This is a genomic window from Serratia ureilytica (genome assembly GCF_013375155.1).
GTDB classification, from domain to species: Bacteria; Pseudomonadota; Gammaproteobacteria; order Enterobacterales; family Enterobacteriaceae; genus Serratia; species Serratia ureilytica.
In genome coordinates, this window is sequence record NZ_JABXOF010000019.1 from 31,389 (window position 1) to 48,066 (window position 16,678).

A 16,678-nucleotide genomic window follows, 5' to 3' on the forward strand; every position below is an offset into this window, starting at 1 on the left:
ATGCTTAACCTCTCATCGTAGTCCCACAGCGCCAAAATTACAGCGGCTTAGCTAACAAATTTAACCGACTATCGCCTCGGCGGGCTGCAGCTGCGCCAGCGTCGCGGCGATCTGCTGCTGCAGCGCCTGCGGCGCCACCTGCATCGGCGAGCGCAGTTCGTTAGCGATCAGCCCCTGTTGGGCCAGCACGGTCTTGACCGGCGCCGGATTCGGGAAGCTGAACATCTGGTGGATCATCGGCAACAGCTCATAGAAGTTGCTGCGCGCCGCGGCCAGATCGCCGGCGGCGACTTGCTGCACCAGCTGGACGAAACGTTCCGGGTGAACATGCGCGGCGGCGGAGATGGCGCCGGTGCCGCCGAGGCACAGCGTGGTGAGGATCAGATTGTCTTCCCCGGTCATCACATCGATTTCGCCGTCGGCGATCAGCGCCATGGTGGCGTCAGGGTTGCCGCCGCAATCCTTGATGGCGGTGATGCGCGGGTGACGTGCGAGCCGGCGCAGCGTGGCCAGCTCCATGGCGATGCCGGTGCGCTGCGGAATGTTGTACAGGATCACCGGCACGGTGGAGGCGTCGGCCAACTGGGTGAAATAGTCTATCAGGCCGCATTGCGAAGGGCGGATGTAGTAAGGCGCCGGGATAAGCACGCCGGCGATGTCGCGCAGTTGAATGGCTTGCTGCATCTGCAGCGTGGCGGCCATGTTATTGCCGGAAAGGCCCATCACCACCTGATGGGCGGGCGCCACCTCCAGAACGGCGTCGAGCACCGCCAGCTGTTCTTCCTTGCTCAGCGCGGCGGCTTCACCGGTAGAGCCGCAGACCACCAGGCCGTCGATGCCGGCGTCGAGCAGGTGCCGCGCCAGGCGTTTAACCGCCGGCAGATCGACGGCATCTTGATTGAAAGGGGTAACCATCGCCACCCAAATACCCGAAAATGAGGCCATAAAATATTCCTTCTGTGTGACCGACAGAGAAGCCAGATGAGAAAATTGAAGGCGGGGCGTTGCAGGCCATCCAGTCAGCTCATCTGACGGGACAGCTCGCCCCGGTCAAATGAGCGTCTGTTTCTTCGATGTAACCGCCGCCAAACCGCCAACGGGCAACGCCGGGAGAATCGGTGTATTAACGTTGCGCGGATAGGCCATGGCAGTCTCGTGAAAAGAGGATGTGGAGGTGATAATGAATATTCTTCATCAGGCTGTCAATTTACAACAGATTGATAACATTGTTATTCATGATGGGTGAGGGCAGATGAGTTTGGCTAATAAACGACAATCCCCGCGGCGGCGGGGATTGTTTGGCTGATTCAGCGCGGCGGGCGGGTACCGATGGTGGCGGACCAGCTGAAGGTGTCGCCGCTTGGCCGGTAGCGGTTGGCCTTGCGTTCCGCGCGCTCTGCCTTGGCGAGCTTCGCTCTGGCGGCCATGATGCGCGCCACCACTTCATCTTTGACCTTGTGCTGTTCGGCGTTGGTCAGCGGCCGGCCGTGGCTTTTACGCGCTTTGTCCAGCTCGGTTTTGACTTCTCGTTGCTCGCTTTCCGTCATCTCTTTCAACGTCAACTTTTTCATCTTTGCCGCCCGTTCGGTGAAGTTGGCTTTCAGTTTAACGGTGTTATGTGACCGAAAATGTTATGGGCATAACGAAAATGCCCCGTAAGCCCAGGTTACACCTCTTCCAGCAGATCGTCGACAAAGCGCCGCATCCGTTCGGTGCGCTGCTCGGCCATCTGTCGCCCGGCGGCGGTCTGGAAGCCGTCTTGCAGCTTGAAGAGCTTGGTTTCGAAGTGATCCAGGCTGAAACGCTTGTCATCGTATTGACGATGTTCGGCCCGCGGATCCGCAGCGTCATACAGCGCGCTGCGCATGCGGCCGCCGATATAGAAGCAGCGGGCTACGCCAATCAGGCCAATGGCGTCGAGACGATCGGCGTCCTGCAGGATCTTCGCTTCCAGCGTTTGCGGGGGGATGCCGGCGGAAAAACTGTGTGCTTCGATAGCGTGGGCCACCGCCGCGATGTCCGCCGGCGACCATTCGAGCCGGGTCAGCGTCAGCGTGGCTTGCTGCGCCGCCATGCGCGAAGCCAGGTGACGCTGCGGCGAATTCTTTTCCACCGCCACGGCGTCATGCAGCAGCACCGCCGCGCAGAGAATGCGCCGGTCGCCGCCTTCCAGCTTGCTGATGCGGCGGCAGTTCTTCCAGACTCGGTGCAGGTGCGCCACATCGTGCGAGCCATCGTCCGATTCGAGGGTGAGCGGCAGCAGCGTTTGCGCCAGCGTCTGGTAGGGGGAAAACGGTTGTAACAGCTCTTGCGTCAGCGGGGGTAAAGACACGTTCAGCTCCTGTTGGGGGAAATCGGGCAATCAGCATAGTCGCGTCGGAGGTCGAGGGAATGACAGAAGACGACTATTGTTTACTAAAGTGCAACCTACTATTGTCACAACTGCGGTTTTTGCAGCGAAACAAGCAACCTAGAATAGCCGCATTCCGCCGTCTCCGCCTGGTGAGAGCCTGTGTCCGCGGAGATGGTCGGAATATCCTTATCAGCCATGGGAGAAGAGACATGCCAACCCCTCTTGAGATAGTGCGCGCGACTTACGAAGGCAGTTCCGAAGAAAACGGCCGTAATCTGCTGGCGGCGCTGGCCCCCGATGCCGAGTGGACCGAAGCCGCCGGTTTCCCTTACGCCGGTACCTATATCGGCCCGGAGAATATCATCAAGAACGTGCATCAGCGTTTGGGCAGCGAATGGCAAGGTTACCGCGCCGATGTCGATCACTTTTACGACGCCGGCGACAACGTGATTGCTCAGGGTTTTTATCACGGCACTTACCGGGCCACCGGCAAAGCATTCAGCGCCTCCTTTGCGCATATTTATACGGTGCGCGCCGGCAAGATCGTGAAGTTCGTGCAGATTGTCGACAGCGCTAAAGTGCTGGAAGCGATGCAGCCTTAATCGCCGCTGTGCTTGCCGAATTTGCGGTCAAACTCGCGCCGGTAACCCCGAGCCTTGTTGCGATCGCGGATCCACAAATAGCCGCACACCAGCGCAACCGCTCCCGAGAAGGTGACGTTGCGCATATCCCGGTCATACCAAAACACCAACAGCGCATCCAGCGCAGCAATCAGCGCGATCCATTTGTACATATGGGATTGGCGCCGCGTGGCGGCGTTGAGTCGTTTTAACTGTCTGGCTTCGTCCAACACCGGTTTTTGCTGCATAGCGTTTCGTTATCATCAGGCTGTTCACGCTAAATTAGCAGAATCCTCCCAACTGCCGCAAAGATTAACGCACGCCGTCAGGCGGTTTTCAGCGTTCCCCGGAGTACGCGGAAAATTTATGCGCGGACGCTGGTATTGTTTATCGGGTGTGATAGGTTATTTATTCGCTATTTTCGTGTTTTTATTCAATTAGCGCTGTATCATCAAGCCGTAGCACTGGGCGGTTAACGTGATGGGTTCGACGCATGCGGCGGTTAACTTCGGCAGGAGAACATGATGAACGATAAGACGGCACGCCCGGAGGATGTGGTTCAACAACAGCTTGACGCCTATAACGCCCGCGATATCGAGGCCTTTATGGCCTGTTGGGCGGATGACGCGCAGTATTACGAACACCCCGACACGCTGCTGGCCAGCGGCAAGGCGGCGATCCGCGAACGGCATCTGGCGCGCTTTCGCGAGCCGAGCCTGTACGGCGAACGAATAAAACGCATGGCGGTGGGGAATATGGTGGTCGATCAGGAGGTGGTGACGCGTAACTTCCCGCAGGGGCGCGGCAAAATGGATGTCATCGCCATTTACGAAGTGGAACAGGGGCGGATCGCCAAAGCCTGGTTCAAGATCGGCCCCTGCGTGCCGGACGAAGGCGCGCTCTAGCCGCGCCTTATTGCAACGCCATCACCGCCTCTATCTCTACGCACACTGCGGGTGAGAACAACGCGCTGACCGCCATCAAAGAACAGGCCGGCAGCGCGCCGTCGAAATAGTCAAACAGCACCGGGCGCACGCTCGCCAGATCGGCGATGTCGGTCAGGAACACGCTGATTTTAATCAATGCCTTGAGATTGACGCCTTCGCTGGCGGCGATGGTCGCCAATTGCTCAAGGATCTCCTGCGTTTGCTGCGGCGCGCTCAAGCCCTGCGCGTCGGTGGCGAAGGCCGTCAAGCCAGATACGTACAGGCGATCGCTGTGGCGCACGGCGTGCACATAAGGGCCACCCGGCGTAGGCAATTGCGGATAATTAATGCGTTTTAATGATGTCATGGTCAAACCCCGCGCAAGACCGGTTAATAAAATCGACAAACTTGGTTAGGATACTGGAGAAAACGCGGCAAAGCGCCGCACGCCGATGATATCTGAGAGAATCATCCCCCTTTATGTTATACGCCGTCTCTCACGCGAATGTGACAGTGCGGCGCAGATCGGCAACAAGGACGCAGAGACGATGAACCCGCTTTTTACGCCTTACCTGCAGCGCTGGCGGCTGGAGCAGGACGGCAAAGCCTTCGAAACCCACAGCAGTCTATTGATGCCGGTGCGTTACCGGGGCGCGGCGGCCATGCTGAAGATCGCCCGCGAGCAGGAGGAGCGCTTCGGCGGGCAGCTGATGTGCTGGTGGCGTGGAGAAGGCGCCGCGCAGGTGCTGGCGTGGCACGACGACGGCATTTTGCTGGAGCGCGCGCAGGGCGAAGGGTCGTTGGCGCAGCTGGTGCGTGACGGCGACGATGAACAAGCCACGCAGATCCTGTGCCGGGCGATCGCCGCCTTGCATGCGCCGCGGGCGGCGCCGTTGCCTGAGCTTATCCCGTTGCAGGAGTGGTTCAGCTCGCTGTGGCCAGCGGCCCAGGCGCACGGCGGCATGCTGCGTCTCAGCGCCACGGCGGCGGCGGAGCTGTTGAGCAGCCCGCGAGAAGAAAGCGTGTTGCACGGGGATATCCACCATGACAATGTGCTGGACTTTGGCGCACGCGGTTGGCTGGCGATCGATCCCAAGCGTTTGTACGGTGAACGGGGCTTCGATTACGCCAACATCTTCTGCAATCCTAACTACGGCGTCGCCACCGATCCGGCCATTTTCCATCGCCGCGTGGAACAGGTGTGCCGGTTGGCCGGGCTGGATCGCCGGCGTCTGCTGCAATGGATCCTGGCCTGGTCGGGGCTTTCCGCCGCCTGGTTTATGGAAGACGGGCAGGCGGCGGACATTGATTTTCGCGTCGCTGAACTGGCGGCGCGCGCGCTGGATCTCACGTTGCCGGACGGCGATTCAGGGTTCATCCTGCCAGTAATCGAGCGAGGCTGAAGGGCGCTGCAGATAACGCACCTGCTCGCCGTCATTGCCGCGCGCCATCGCCTGGTATTTGCCTGAGTCCGGATACATCACCACTTCCGGCTGTTCGCGCGTGCTGACGGACAGATACTTCAGCGGCGCGTCGGAGGTGTTGATGATCTGGTGCGGGTATTCCGGGCCAGGCGGAATGAAAATGACATCTCCGCTGACGATCGGCAGCATTTCTCCGGCTACCCGCAGCGTTCCGCTGCCTTCCAGAATGATGAACATTTCCTCCTGAGCGTAGTGAAAATGATAGGGGCAGGAACGCATGCCTGGCGCCACACAATCGAAGGAGGCGCCCAGCTTGTCGGCGGCGGTGCCGGTGCCGAGACGAGCGCCGACGCTGTCATACAGCGGCGGCCGCCGGTCATGCTTCATCTCTACCTGTTCGACATTGCGTATCAAGCGCTGGGCTAACAGCGCGGCTTTCTCGGTCATAAGCTTCCTTGGTGACGGCGTCACTTATTATGTGAATTGACATTCAGACGACAGAGAAAGTGAAGGCGCCACGGCGCCGCTTGTCAATGTAGACCGCCCGTTACGTCACGGTGGTTCGCCGCGGCAGCGACAGCAGCAGATGCGCGATGGCGCCGCCGACAATGCCCCAGAATGCCGAACCGATGCCGAGCAACGTGACGCCGGAGGCGGTGATGAGGAAGGCGATCAGCGCCGCGTCGCGCTGTTTTTCATCATGCAGCGCGCGTTGCAGGCTGCCGCCGATGGTGCCGAGCAGCGCCAGCCCGGCGATGGTGTGGATCAAGGCGACCGGCAACGCGCTGAACAGCAGGCCGATGGCGCCGCCGAACAACCCGGCCAACAAATAGAAGCCGCCGGCGGCCACCGCGCCCATATAGCGCCGCTGTGGATCGGGATGCACGTCCGGCCCCATGCAAATGGCGGCGGTAATGGCGGCGATGCACACCGAGAAACCGCCGAATGGCGCCAGCAGCAGCGCGGTCAGCGCCGTCCAGGCGATCAGCGGTGAGGTGGGGACACGGTAGCCCGCCGCCTGCAGCGTAGCGATCCCGGGGGCGTTCTGTGAAGCCATGGTGACCACGAAGAAGGGCACGCCGATGCCGAGCAGCGTCGGCCAGCTGAAATGCGGCGCGATAAATTCCGGCACGGCGACCGCCGGCGCCTGTTGCGCCAGATGGATATCGCCCTGTAGCGCGGCGATCGCCAGCCCAATCGCCAGCGTCAGTACGATGGCGTAGCGCGGCAGGTAACGGCGGCTGAGCAGATAGGCCAGGCCCATACCGGCGCTGAGGAGGAAATTGAGCTGCAGCGAAGCGAAGGCGTCCAGCCCGAAACGCAGCAGGATCCCCGCCAACATCGCGGCAGAAATCGCCTGCGGAATATAATCCATCAGGCGGGCGAACAGCCCGGTGACGCCGCACAGCAGGATCAGGCCCGACGCGAAGATGAACACTCCGATCGCCTCATTGATCGGCGTGCCGGGCAGGCTGGTGACCAGCAGCGCTGCGCCGGGCGTCGACCAAGCGGTGAGGATCGGGGTGCGGTAGTAAAGCGACAGTCCCAGCGAGGTGACGCCCATCGCGATCCCCAGCGCGCTCAGCCAGCCGCCGATCTGCGCCGGCGTGGCGCCTGCGGCGGCGGCGGCCTGGAAAATGATGGCGGCAGAGCTGGTGTAGCCGACCAGAACGGCGACAAAGCCGGCCATGACGGCGGGCAGGGTCAGATGGCGCAAGGAGAGGGCTGGGCGCATGAGGAGCTCCAATCGGTGAGTGTGCGTTATAACGCACGGTAAGAAATCAGCATAGCACCGTGCGCTATAGCGCACAAGCGGGTATAATCGAGCGCGATACGCAGAGGAGAACAGGATGCAGGAACTTGCCGGCCATTTGGCGCACACCCTTCGCACGCTGCGCGCGCAGCGCGGCTGGAGCCTGACGCAGGCGGCGGAATACACCGGCGTCAGCAAGGCGATGCTTGGGCAGATTGAGCGCGGCGAATCCAGCCCGACGGTGGCGACGCTGTGGAAGATCGCTACCGGTTTCAACGTGGCGTTCTCCGCCTTTCTTGAGGCGTCGCCCGCGCAGCAGCAGGCGACGCTGCACCGCTACGGCGAACTGCCGGTGTACGATCAGGACAACGCCGATATGCGCGTGGTGCCGCTGTTTCCCTACGATCGCCAGCTGGGTTTCGACATGTTCGTCATCGATCTCGCGCCGGGCGCGCTCAGCGAATCGTCGCCGCATGAGCCGGGCGTGATTGAGCATGTGATCGTGATCAGCGGCCGGTTGGAATTGGCGATAGACGGCGAGTGGCACAGCCTGGCGGCCGGCGAGGCGATGCGCTTTCAGGCCGATCGGCCGCATGCCTACCGCAACGCCGGTTCACACACGGTGCGTATCCACGATCTGATCCACTATCCTCAATCCTGACTCAACGCGGCGGCCGCGGGCTTTGACTCCGCGCCGCCAAACGCCTACCTTGTTGAAAATGACTCTTATTTCACAGGCTGTCGCCCATGACGGGGCGGCGTTGCAGCCGACTCAAAAGGAGCTTGATTTTGCCGGTCACCAATCGACGTCAGTTTATTAAACTCAGTGCGCAAACCGCAGGAGCCGTATTCGCGATGACTTCATTACCCAACAGTATCCGCCTGGCGATGGCGGCGGAGGGCGGCGCGGCCGCCGGCGATGAATTCCTGTGGCTGGAAGAGCTGCAGGGTAAAAAAGCGCTGCAATGGGTGCAGCAGGAAAATCAGCGCACCGTGGCACGTTTCGGCCAGGGCGAAGACTTTCAGCGCATTGAGCGCGAAGTCCTGGATATCCTCAATAAAGACACCCAGATCCCGTGGGTGAGCAAACGCGGCGAGTACTATTACAACTTCTGGCAGGATCAGGCCAACCCGCGTGGCCTGCTGCGACGCGCCACGCTGGACGAGTACCGCAAGGCCAAACCGGCCTGGGAGACGGTGCTGGATATCGATGCGCTGGGCAAGGCGGAGGGCAAGGATTGGGTTTATCAGGGCTCGCAGCCGCTGGCGCCGGAATACCGTTATTGCCTGATGCAGCTGTCGCCGGACGGCGGTGACGCCACCGAAATCCGCGAATTCGATCTGGTGGCCAAACGCTTCGTCAAAGAGGGTTTCAACGTGCCGGTGGCGAAAAGCCGGGTTTCCTGGGTCGATCGGGACACGCTGTTCATCGCCACCGATTTCGGCCCCGGCTCGATGACCCAGTCCGGCTACGCGCGCATCGCCAAACGCTGGCGGCGCGGCACGCCGCTGAGCGCCGCCGAAACGCTGTACGAAGCGCAGCCCGAGGACATGGCGGTCTTCGCCTATCACGACCGCACGCCGGGCTTTGAGCGCGATTTCGTCGGCCGCAGCCTGGACTTCTACCGCCGCGACTATTTCTTGCTGACTCAGGACGGCCGGCAGAAAAAAATCGACATCCCCGCCGACGCCGAGCTGGATACGCATCGGGAATGGCTGCTGATCAAGCCGAGCAGCGATTGGGACGTGGGCGGCAAGCGCTATCCGTCCGGCTCGCTGTTGGCGGCCAATTTCGACGACTATCTGGCGGGCAAGCGCGAGCTGCAGCCGCTGTTTACCCCGACGGCGGAGCAGGCGCTGAGCGGCTACAGCGGCACTCGCGATCACCTGATCCTCAGCATCATGGATAACGTGGTCAACCGACTGGAAGTGCTGACGCCGCAGGGCGGCAGCTGGCAACGTCGCCCGCTGGGCAACCCCGGCGCCATCAGCACCCTTTCCGCCGGCGGCATCGACGACGAGAGCAACGCCTATTTCCTGACGGTCAGCGGGTTCCTGCAGCCGACCTCGCTGTATATGGGCAACCTCGACGGCGGGGAAGCGACGCTGCTGAAACAGGCGCCGCAGGACTTTGACGCCGCCGGCTATCAGGTCAGCCAGCATTACGCGCGCTCCAAGGACGGCACCCGCGTGCCGTATTTCCAGATCGCCGCCAAAGATCTCAAGCTGGACGGCAGCACGCCGACGCTGCTGTACGGCTACGGCGGGTTTGAAGTGCCGCTGCTGCCGGGCTATCTGGGCGGCAAGGCGCCGGCCTGGCTGGAGCGCGGCGGGGTATACGTGGTGGCCAACATTCGGGGCGGCGGTGAATATGGTCCGGCCTGGCATCAGGCGGCGCTCAAGCAGAATCGTCATCGCGCCTATGAGGATTTCGCCGCCGTGGCCGAAGACCTGTTCGCTCGCAAGGTGACTTCCGCGCCGCATCTCGGCGCGCGCGGCGGCAGCAACGGCGGCCTGCTGGTAGGCAATATGCTGACGCTGTATCCGCAGCTGTTCGGCTGCATCGTCTGCGAAGTGCCGCTGTTGGACATGCAGCGCTATACCCAACTCTCTGCCGGCGCGTCGTGGATCGCGGAATACGGCGATCCGAGCAAGCCGGAGCAGTGGGCCTATATCAAAACCTTCTCGCCGTACCACAATATTCAGGCGAAAACGGCCTATCCGCCGGTGCTGTTCTATACCGCCACCAGCGACGATCGGGTCAACCCGGCCCACGCGCGCAAAATGGCGGCGCGCATGCAGGCGATGGGGTATCAGCAGGCTTACTTCTACGAAAATACCGAGGGTGGGCACAGTGCCGCCGCCGACAAGCAACAGGCGGCGTTCCACAGCGCGCTGGTGAGCGAATTCATGTGGGCTAACCTGAGCGGCAAGCGCAAGCCAGCGTAAACACGTTTCTTGCGGGCATAAAAAAACGCCGGGGGTTAACCCCGGCGTTTCTATTTACGCTCAATCCGCCGGCGATCAGTGGGCCGCCGTGGCTTCCTGCGCTTTCTGATTCAGGTCTTCGCTGGTGTCCAGCGTCATGCGGTACAGTTTCGGCGCGGTCAGCATCATCAGGATGGCGATGACGGCGGTGGCGATGCCGATTTGCATAAACACATGGCTGTAGATGGCCAGTGAAGCGTGCGCGTCGTTGATATCGCTAGGGACGGCGGTCAGACCGGCGACTTTACCGGCGATCAGCGCCGCGGCGGCGGTGGTCAGGAACCAGGAACCCATGATGAAGCCCATCAGACGCTGCGGCACCAGCTGCGCCACCATCGCCAGACCCAGACCGGAAATCATCAGCTCGCCGATGCTCTGCAGCGCGTAGCTCAGGATCAGCCAGTTGACCGACACGATGCCCTGTTCGTTGGCGAAGCTGGCGCCCCATGGCAGCACCAGGAAGGCGCAGGAACACAGGATCATGCCGAAAGCGAACTTGTGCGGCATCGGCAGGCGATCGCCCATCTTGTTATACAACGCGGCCAGAATCGGGCTGGCGAGCATGATCCAGAACGGGTTCAGCGCCTGGTACTGCTCCGGCTCGAAGGCGACGCCGAAGATGCTGTGCTCCACGTTGTGGATGGCGAAGAAGTTCAGCGAGGTCGGCATCTGGCTGTACAGCACGAAGAATACCACCGCTTCCAGCATCAGCAGGAAGGCGACGATCATTTTGCGGCGTGCGGCGCCATGCAGGGCGAAGGCTTCCTTGGCGAACACGATCACGATCCCGGCAGAGATGAAGGCCAGCGCCCAGCGCGCGATCACCTGGTTGTGCAGCAGCCAGCTGGACACGGCGACCAGCGCCACGATGCCGACCAGCACCATCAGCAGTTTCGGCAGATGCAGCGGCTTGAAGTCAGGCCTGGAGCCGTTTTTCTTCACCCACTTGTGGCACATCATAAAGTTGACCAGGGTGATCAGCATGCCGACCACGCTCAGGGAGAACGCCACGCTCCAGCCGTACTTCGCCGCCAGCCACGGGGTAGCCAGCATGGAGAAGAAGGAACCGATGTTCACCGACATGTAGTACATGGTGAAGGCGCCGTCGATACGCGGGTCGTCTTTCTCATAGCAGGTGGAGAGCAGGGAGGACGGGTTGGCCTTGAACAGGCCGCTGCCCACGGCGATGGTCGCCATGCCCAGGTAGACCCAGAAGATGTCGTGGCCGGAGTAGGCCACCATGGCGTAACCGGCGGCCAGCACCAGCGCGCCGAGCACGATCACGCGTTTGGCGCCCAGCACCTTGTCGCCCAGCCAGCCGCCAATGGCGACGAAGCCGTATACCAGGGCGCTGAAAGAAGAGAACAGGGTGATGGAGTCGGCTTCGCTCAGACCGAGCATCTTGACCAGATAAACCGCCATGATGCCTTGCAGGCCGTAATAGCCGAAGCGCTCCCACAGTTCGATCGAGAAGATCAGATAGAATGCTTTCGGTTGTTTGAACGCGTTAAGGCTCACGCTCTCCTGGTGTTGGTTGTTTGCTGTTGACACGGGTACCTCTGTTTTTTCGCAGCCCGTCTTTAGGGGACGGGAAAGTACAAAAGTTGATGCGGAACGGCATCCTTTTGCGTTGTTATAGGATGGGGACGGCGGTTAATGTTCACTATCTTTGTCAACGTGGCAAGCAGTTTGTCATATTCGGTTACATTTAACGCCGGCAGGATTATGCCGCGATGTTGCAAATGTTATGCAGTATTAACTTTGGGCTTTTAGTGGTTTATCGATTTTTTGTTTTGATTAAAAGCTATACGAATTTTAAACAGGGATATATTCTGCTGAATTGCTATTTTTTAGCGCATCAGTGTGCGTGAGGTTATTAATCCGTTGGAATATTGTGTATATGGCGCGATTTGTAAAATTATAGAAATTTAGGAAAACGGGGCTGGCATTTGTGAACGCCTTGTGATCTCGAAAGCGTGACGTTCACCGCAATTTTCGACTAATTTTTTGCTTGAAAATAACGCAGCGATGGGTTTCTTACTGAAAACCGTGATAACGCCGGGGTTACTGCTGCGCGATATCACATTTTTGATAAAAAAGCGGCGTTGGCGAGGGAAGAGGACGCGGCGGGTGCGGTTTGCCGCACCCAACTGACTCAGGATTCCGGATAAACCTTTTCTTTATATTCGCACAGGTCTTCGATGATGCAGGAGCCGCAGCGCGGTTTGCGCGCGATGCAGGTGTAGCGTCCGTGCAGGATCAACCAGTGATGGCAATCGACCTTGAATTCGGCGGGCACCACCTTCAACAGTTTCTCCTCCACCTGATCGACGTTCTTGCCCGGCGCAAAGTGGGTGCGGTTGCACACCCGGAAGATATGGGTGTCCACGGCGATGGTCGCCCAGCCGAAGGCGGTGTTGAGCACCACGTTAGCGGTTTTGCGGCCAACGCCCGGCAGCGCCTCCAGCGCGGCGCGATCTTCCGGCACTTCGCCGCCGTGCAGCTCCAGCAGCATGCGGCAGGTCTTGATCACGTTTTCGGCCTTGCTGTTGAACAGACCGATGGTCTTGATGTACTCCTTGACGCCATCAACCCCCAGCGCCAGCATGGCGGCGGGGGTGTTGGCGACCGGATAGAGTTTGGCGGTCGCCTTGTTGACGCTCACGTCGGTGGCCTGCGCAGACAGCAATACCGCGATCAGCAGCTCAAATGGCGTGGTGTACACCAGCTCGGTGGTCGGATGCGGATTGTTGTCGCGCAGCCGGGTCAGAATTTCCAGTCGCTTCTGCTTGTTCATCAGGCCTTCTCAGCACGTCCTTGTTCCAGCAGCGGTTCCGCCGCCACGGCGCGGGCTTTGCGCGCCTTCATTCTTTCGTCGATCAGATACTTGACCGCCAACAGCAGGCCCAGGCCGATAAAGGCGCCTGGCGGCAGCATGGCCAGCAGGAACGGGCTGTCGAAGTGCACCACTTCGATGCGCAGCGATTTGGCCCAGCCGCCCAGCAGTTGATCGGCGCCGTCGAACAGCGTGCCGTTGCCCAGCAGCTCGCGCATTGAACCCAGCGTCACCATGACGCCGGTGGCGCCGAGGCCGATGGCCATGCCGTCCAGCGCCGAGAGGCCGACCGGTTTCTTGGCGGCCACCGCTTCGGCGCGGCCCACGACGATGCAGTTGGTCACGATCAACGGAATAAAAATGCCGAGCGACTGATACAGACCGAAGGCATAGGCGTTGATCAGCATCTGCACGATGCTCACCACCGCGGCGATGATCATGACGTAGATCGGAATACGCACTTCGCTTGGCACCCAGCGGCGCACCGCGGAGATGGAGGCGTTGGTGAGCGTCAGCACCAGCGTGGTGGCCAGCCCCAGGCCCAGCGCGTTGGTGACGGTGGAGGTCACCGCCAGCAGCGGGCACATGCCCAGCAGCTGCACCAGGGCGGAGTTGTTCTTCCACAACCCCTGGACGATCAATTCTTTGGCTTCACTCATTCGCTGGCTCCACACGCAGGTAAGCTTTCAAGTTTAGGCGGCAGCGTTTCCATATACAACGCCGTGCGGCGCACCGCATTGACCACCGCACGCGGGGTGATGGTGGCGCCGGTGAATTGGTCGAACATGCCGCCGTCTTTCTTCACCGCCCAGCGTTTGTCGTCCGGGCCTTCGATTTTCTTGCCGCTGAAGAAGGAAATCCAGTCGGAAATGCGCAGTTCGATCTTGTCGCCCAGCCCCGGGGTTTCATGGTGTTCAATCACCCGGGTGCCGAGTACCGTGCCGTTGAAATCGGCGCCGACCAGCAGCTTGATGGCGCCGGAGTAGCCGTCCGGCGCGGTGGTTTCCAGCGCGGCGGCGGTCGGTTGCCCGTTTTTGCGCGCCAGGTATAAACGGTGTGGCGCGCCGTCGCCCAGCGCCGGATCGCTGACCAGGAAGCATTCGTTCTGCATGACGTTGTCGTAATTTTCCGGCGGCACCACCTGATCGAGCAGGGCTTTTTGCTGCAGCGCCGCCTGATGCGCGATGGTGGTTTTCGTCAGGGCGTAGACCACGGCGGTGAGGCCGGTGGTGACCGCCGCAAACACCGCCAGCGTGGTGCCGTGCTTTCTCATGGAATTCAGCATGGCGGCTCCTTAGCGATGGCCGTACACGCGCGGCTGCGTGTAGTGGTCGATTAACGGGACGGTGATGTTGGCGAGCAGCACAGCAAAGGCCACGCCGTCAGGGTAGCCGCCATAAACGCGGATCAGCCAGACCAGCACGCCGATCAGCGCGCCGTAGATTAAACGGCCCTTCGGCGTGGTGGAGGCGCTGACCGGGTCGGTGGCGATAAAGAACGCGCCCAGCATGCTGGCGCCGGAGAACAGGTGGATCAGCGGCGAAGCCTGATGCGCCGGATCGAGCCACCAGGCCAGACCGGAGCAGAAGGCGATGGCGGCCAACATGCTGAAGGGGATCTGCCAGTGGATCAGGCGGCGCGCCAGCATAAACAGGCCGCCGGCCAGAAAGCCGAGGTTGACCCACTGCCAGCCGATGCCCGCCAGCGCGCCGCCGAACAGCGGCTGCTGCAACACTTGTTCAACGCTGTGGCCGCTGCGCAAACCGGTTTTGAAGCCGTCGAGCGGTGTAGCCTGGCTGATGCCGTCAACGCCCATCTGCAATTCGTGCAGCGTCGCGCCCTGAGCGGTATGGCCGCTGAAAATCGCCAGCAGCGTGTCGTGGAACGACAGTGCGGTGGCGCGTAGCTCATCCGGCGGCAACCAGCTGGTCATCTGCACCGGGAAGGAGATCAGCAGCACCACGTAACCGACCATCGCCGGATTGAACGGGTTCTGCCCAAGGCCGCCGTACAGCTGTTTGGCGATGACGATGGCGAAGAAGGTGCCGATGACGATCATCCACCACGGGGCCAGCGGCGGCAGGCTGATGCCGAGCAGCAGCGCGGTCAGCAGGGCGGAGTTGTCCGCCAGCCGGCTGCGCACCGGCAGCTTGCGCAGCCTGAGGATCGCGCCTTCTGCGGCCAGCGCGACGATCGCCGCCAGCGCCACCTGAATCAGCACGCCATAACCGAAGAACCAAATCTGTGCTGCGATGCCGGGAATGCAGGCCAACATCACCCACAGCATAATGCGGCTGGTGCTTTGCTGGTTGTGGGTGAACGGCGAGCTGGCGATGTGTAAGCCTTTGGCGGCTGTGGGTGATACCGGCCTGAACTTCATAGAGTAACGATACCTTCTGCGCCGCGCCTGCGGCAGTTTCGATGCGCCGAATTGCGGGCGCGGCAAAAATAATAGCCGAGCATTCTACCTGATTCGATGCGAGGGTAATACGCCTTAATGATAGGGGTATTCGGCTTTTCGCACCCGTTGAGATCGGCGTGGCGCGATTTGATTTTTTTTTGGCCGGAAAATGGGCTAACGTGAGGAATTGTCTGTGGAACTTGTGCCGCCATCGCCCCTGGGAAATGGGGTAACCGTATGAATGAAATATCATTTTTGTCCAGATTTCCGCACAAAATAACAACTTTCACATAATACGTGTAGGTTACTATCGCGAACATTATTGAGTCAGTGAATCCATAATAATGACAAATGAAGACATTTTTTTTATTGAAGAGCTAATTGAGTGGGTGGAGATACATCTGGAGAAACGGCCAAACCTGGATGAAGTTGCGCGTATTTCGGGCTATTCCAAGTGGCATCTGCAGCGTAAATTCAAGCGTATTACCGGCATTCAACTCGCCACCTATATCCGTTCGCGCATCCTGACGCGCGCCGCGGTGGCGCTGCGCATCACCCGTCGCTCCATCATCGACATCTCCGATGAGCTGGGCTTCGACTCGCAGCAGACCTTTACTCGCATGTTCAAGCAGCGCTTCGGCACCACGCCCAATCGCTACCGCTCAATGGAGCACTGGGACGTGAAAAACCTGATGCCGCGCTTTAACTTCGAAGCCAGCTACGGCGCGGGATATTATCCGGAAGTGAAGCGGCTGACGCTGCCCGAGATGCAGCTGGTCGGCTTCTCGCGCCGGCTGGATTTCGCCTCCGAACAAGAGCTGGAGTACGCGTCCTGCATGGCGATGAAGGACGAGATTTTCAATGACTTCTTCAAGGGGTTACACGTCGACTGCCGGCGAATTTACAGCATCTATTGCCCGCAGGCCGGGGAAGGCGACGAGCTGTCGTCCACGCTGGTGATGGCGGTCGATCCTGAACATAAAAAGGACATTCTTTCCAATCATCAGATAGACACCATCCATCTGCCGAGCCGCGAGTTTATCTCCATCAACCATAAGGGCACGGCGAAGGAGTGTCTGCAGTTTTTCGGTTATCTGGTGTCGCATGTGATGCCGGGGCTGAAGGATAAGGTGCGCGGCAGTATGGAAATGGAGATCATTCAAACCAAAGAGTGGAACCCGGAGTCCAAACTGCGTCAGATTGAAGTGGACTACACCTATCTGATCTCTATCGATTAAACGGCGCCCGGCGTAGGCCAGGCGCCGCCGTCATCATTTGTCTTCCGTTTCCGCCGCCAGCGATTCTCTGGCGGTTTTTTTGGCTTTGGCGCGGGCGATAGCCGCCGCGACCGCCGCCTTGCGCGGATCTTCTTCGGCG

General features: G+C 60.4%; 18 protein-coding genes. 6 read left to right on the top strand and 12 right to left on the bottom strand.

What is annotated here, in order from left to right; translation table 11 throughout:
* Positions 1 to 60 precede the first annotated feature (60 nt).
* The 3 genes from dapA to HWW83_RS24635 form a co-directional block, all read right to left on the bottom strand.
* A complete protein-coding gene (gene dapA / locus HWW83_RS24625) occupies positions 61 to 945 on the bottom strand; it encodes a 4-hydroxy-tetrahydrodipicolinate synthase (protein WP_042784387.1) in 885 nt (294 codons plus the stop codon).
* A 362-nt stretch (positions 946 to 1,307) separates the two neighbouring features.
* Positions 1,308 to 1,571: a YjbD family protein gene (locus HWW83_RS24630; protein ID WP_033642935.1), complete on the bottom strand. Its 264-nt coding sequence runs from the start codon at positions 1,569 to 1,571 to the stop codon at positions 1,308 to 1,310.
* A 95-nt stretch (positions 1,572 to 1,666) separates the two neighbouring features.
* Positions 1,667 to 2,362, bottom strand: coding sequence for an HD domain-containing protein (locus HWW83_RS24635; protein WP_080280894.1), 696 nt, complete (start codon positions 2,360 to 2,362; stop codon positions 1,667 to 1,669).
* Between the two features lie 200 nt (positions 2,363 to 2,562).
* Here HWW83_RS24635 and HWW83_RS24640 point away from each other — a divergent pair, with 200 nt between their 5' ends.
* Positions 2,563 to 2,955, top strand: a complete 393-nt coding sequence (locus HWW83_RS24640) for a nuclear transport factor 2 family protein (protein ID WP_033642937.1) — start codon at positions 2,563 to 2,565, stop codon at positions 2,953 to 2,955.
* Here the strand turns inward: HWW83_RS24640 and HWW83_RS24645 are convergent.
* The gene (locus HWW83_RS24645) at positions 2,952 to 3,221 is read right to left on the bottom strand and encodes a hypothetical protein (RefSeq protein WP_033642938.1); all 270 of its coding nucleotides are present in this window, start codon (positions 3,219 to 3,221) and stop codon (positions 2,952 to 2,954) included. The two genes, HWW83_RS24640 and HWW83_RS24645, sit on opposite strands and share 4 nt — an antisense overlap.
* 276 nt (positions 3,222 to 3,497) lie before the next feature.
* Between HWW83_RS24645 and HWW83_RS24650 the strand changes: the two genes are divergently transcribed.
* On the top strand, positions 3,498 to 3,878 hold the full coding sequence (locus HWW83_RS24650) for a nuclear transport factor 2 family protein (RefSeq protein ID WP_101453063.1): 381 nt from the start codon (positions 3,498 to 3,500) through the stop codon (positions 3,876 to 3,878).
* 7 nt (positions 3,879 to 3,885) lie between these two features.
* Here the strand turns inward: HWW83_RS24650 and HWW83_RS24655 are convergent, their stop codons facing one another.
* The gene (locus HWW83_RS24655) at positions 3,886 to 4,266 is read right to left on the bottom strand and encodes a RidA family protein (RefSeq protein WP_163965199.1); all 381 of its coding nucleotides are present in this window, start codon (positions 4,264 to 4,266) and stop codon (positions 3,886 to 3,888) included.
* Between the two features lie 181 nt (positions 4,267 to 4,447).
* Here HWW83_RS24655 and HWW83_RS24660 point away from each other — a divergent pair, with 181 nt between their 5' ends.
* Positions 4,448 to 5,302, top strand: coding sequence for an aminoglycoside phosphotransferase family protein (locus HWW83_RS24660; protein WP_033642940.1), 855 nt, complete (start codon positions 4,448 to 4,450; stop codon positions 5,300 to 5,302).
* Here HWW83_RS24660 and HWW83_RS24665 read toward each other — a convergent pair.
* The gene (locus HWW83_RS24665) at positions 5,267 to 5,770 is read right to left on the bottom strand and encodes a cupin domain-containing protein (RefSeq protein WP_033652588.1); all 504 of its coding nucleotides are present in this window, start codon (positions 5,768 to 5,770) and stop codon (positions 5,267 to 5,269) included. The genes HWW83_RS24660 and HWW83_RS24665 overlap by 36 nt on opposite strands.
* A 100-nt stretch (positions 5,771 to 5,870) precedes the next feature.
* Positions 5,871 to 7,058: a benzoate/H(+) symporter BenE family transporter gene (locus tag HWW83_RS24670; protein ID WP_163965202.1), complete on the bottom strand. Its 1,188-nt coding sequence runs from the start codon at positions 7,056 to 7,058 to the stop codon at positions 5,871 to 5,873.
* 115 nt (positions 7,059 to 7,173) lie between these two features.
* On the opposite strand from HWW83_RS24670, the gene HWW83_RS24675 reads away from it, so the two are divergent.
* Together HWW83_RS24675 and HWW83_RS24680 are read left to right on the top strand one after the other, a co-directional pair.
* The gene (locus HWW83_RS24675) at positions 7,174 to 7,737 is read left to right on the top strand and encodes a helix-turn-helix domain-containing protein (protein WP_033642943.1); all 564 of its coding nucleotides are present in this window, start codon (positions 7,174 to 7,176) and stop codon (positions 7,735 to 7,737) included.
* Between the two features lie 194 nt (positions 7,738 to 7,931).
* Positions 7,932 to 10,025 carry a prolyl oligopeptidase family serine peptidase gene (locus HWW83_RS24680; protein ID WP_096242201.1) on the top strand — a complete coding sequence of 698 codons (2,094 nt, stop codon included), beginning with the start codon at positions 7,932 to 7,934 and terminating at the stop codon, positions 10,023 to 10,025.
* A 75-nt stretch (positions 10,026 to 10,100) separates the two neighbouring features.
* Here HWW83_RS24680 and dtpA read toward each other — a convergent pair whose 3' ends face one another.
* The 5 genes from dtpA to rsxD all read right to left on the bottom strand — a co-directional run bounded on the left by dtpA (position 10,101) and on the right by rsxD (position 15,280).
* Positions 10,101 to 11,615, bottom strand: coding sequence for a dipeptide/tripeptide permease DtpA (dtpA, locus tag HWW83_RS24685; protein ID WP_033642946.1), 1,515 nt, complete (start codon positions 11,613 to 11,615; stop codon positions 10,101 to 10,103).
* A gap of 604 nt (positions 11,616 to 12,219) precedes the next feature.
* On the bottom strand, positions 12,220 to 12,861 hold the full coding sequence (gene nth / locus HWW83_RS24690) for an endonuclease III (RefSeq protein WP_019455952.1): 642 nt from the start codon (positions 12,859 to 12,861) through the stop codon (positions 12,220 to 12,222).
* Positions 12,861 to 13,559, bottom strand: a complete 699-nt coding sequence (locus HWW83_RS24695) for an electron transport complex subunit E (RefSeq protein ID WP_033642947.1) — start codon at positions 13,557 to 13,559, stop codon at positions 12,861 to 12,863. The genes nth and HWW83_RS24695 overlap by 1 nt, the downstream gene beginning before the upstream one ends.
* A complete protein-coding gene (rsxG, locus tag HWW83_RS24700) occupies positions 13,556 to 14,185 on the bottom strand; it encodes an electron transport complex subunit RsxG (RefSeq protein WP_033652583.1) in 630 nt (209 codons plus the stop codon). Before rsxG ends, HWW83_RS24695 begins: the two co-directional genes overlap by 4 nt.
* A gap of 9 nt (positions 14,186 to 14,194) precedes the next feature.
* Positions 14,195 to 15,280 carry an electron transport complex subunit RsxD gene (gene rsxD / locus HWW83_RS24705; RefSeq protein ID WP_033652582.1) on the bottom strand — a complete coding sequence of 362 codons (1,086 nt, stop codon included), beginning with the start codon at positions 15,278 to 15,280 and terminating at the stop codon, positions 14,195 to 14,197.
* A 365-nt stretch (positions 15,281 to 15,645) separates the two neighbouring features.
* Here rsxD and HWW83_RS24710 point away from each other — a divergent pair, with 365 nt between their 5' ends.
* Entirely contained in the window at positions 15,646 to 16,539 is an 894-nt protein-coding gene (locus HWW83_RS24710; protein ID WP_033642950.1) for a helix-turn-helix domain-containing protein, read from the top strand.
* Positions 16,540 to 16,678 lie beyond the last annotated feature (139 nt).

What these genes read in the sequence shown, in the direction of transcription:
- HWW83_RS24710 (WP_033642950.1), top strand. Translation starts at nt 15,646, where the DNA reads ATGACAAATGAAGACATTTTTTTTATTGAAGAGCTAATTGAGTGGGTG.
- rsxG (WP_033652583.1), bottom strand. Translation starts at nt 14,185, where the DNA reads ATGCTGAATTCCATGAGAAAGCACGGCACCACGCTGGCGGTGTTTGCG.
- HWW83_RS24665 (WP_033652588.1), bottom strand. Translation starts at nt 5,770, where the DNA reads ATGACCGAGAAAGCCGCGCTGTTAGCCCAGCGCTTGATACGCAATGTC.
- HWW83_RS24680 (WP_096242201.1), top strand. Translation starts at nt 7,932, where the DNA reads ATGACTTCATTACCCAACAGTATCCGCCTGGCGATGGCGGCGGAGGGC.
- HWW83_RS24655 (WP_163965199.1), bottom strand. Translation starts at nt 4,266, where the DNA reads ATGACATCATTAAAACGCATTAATTATCCGCAATTGCCTACGCCGGGT.
- HWW83_RS24640 (WP_033642937.1), top strand. Translation starts at nt 2,563, where the DNA reads ATGCCAACCCCTCTTGAGATAGTGCGCGCGACTTACGAAGGCAGTTCC.
- HWW83_RS24675 (WP_033642943.1), top strand. Translation starts at nt 7,174, where the DNA reads ATGCAGGAACTTGCCGGCCATTTGGCGCACACCCTTCGCACGCTGCGC.
- HWW83_RS24650 (WP_101453063.1), top strand. Translation starts at nt 3,498, where the DNA reads ATGAACGATAAGACGGCACGCCCGGAGGATGTGGTTCAACAACAGCTT.
- HWW83_RS24660 (WP_033642940.1), top strand. Translation starts at nt 4,448, where the DNA reads ATGAACCCGCTTTTTACGCCTTACCTGCAGCGCTGGCGGCTGGAGCAG.
- dapA (WP_042784387.1), bottom strand. Translation starts at nt 945, where the DNA reads ATGGCCTCATTTTCGGGTATTTGGGTGGCGATGGTTACCCCTTTCAAT.
- rsxD (WP_033652582.1), bottom strand. Translation starts at nt 15,280, where the DNA reads ATGAAGTTCAGGCCGGTATCACCCACAGCCGCCAAAGGCTTACACATC.
- HWW83_RS24630 (WP_033642935.1), bottom strand. Translation starts at nt 1,571, where the DNA reads ATGAAAAAGTTGACGTTGAAAGAGATGACGGAAAGCGAGCAACGAGAA.
- nth (WP_019455952.1), bottom strand. Translation starts at nt 12,861, where the DNA reads ATGAACAAGCAGAAGCGACTGGAAATTCTGACCCGGCTGCGCGACAAC.
- HWW83_RS24695 (WP_033642947.1), bottom strand. Translation starts at nt 13,559, where the DNA reads ATGAGTGAAGCCAAAGAATTGATCGTCCAGGGGTTGTGGAAGAACAAC.
- HWW83_RS24670 (WP_163965202.1), bottom strand. Translation starts at nt 7,058, where the DNA reads ATGCGCCCAGCCCTCTCCTTGCGCCATCTGACCCTGCCCGCCGTCATG.
- HWW83_RS24645 (WP_033642938.1), bottom strand. Translation starts at nt 3,221, where the DNA reads ATGCAGCAAAAACCGGTGTTGGACGAAGCCAGACAGTTAAAACGACTC.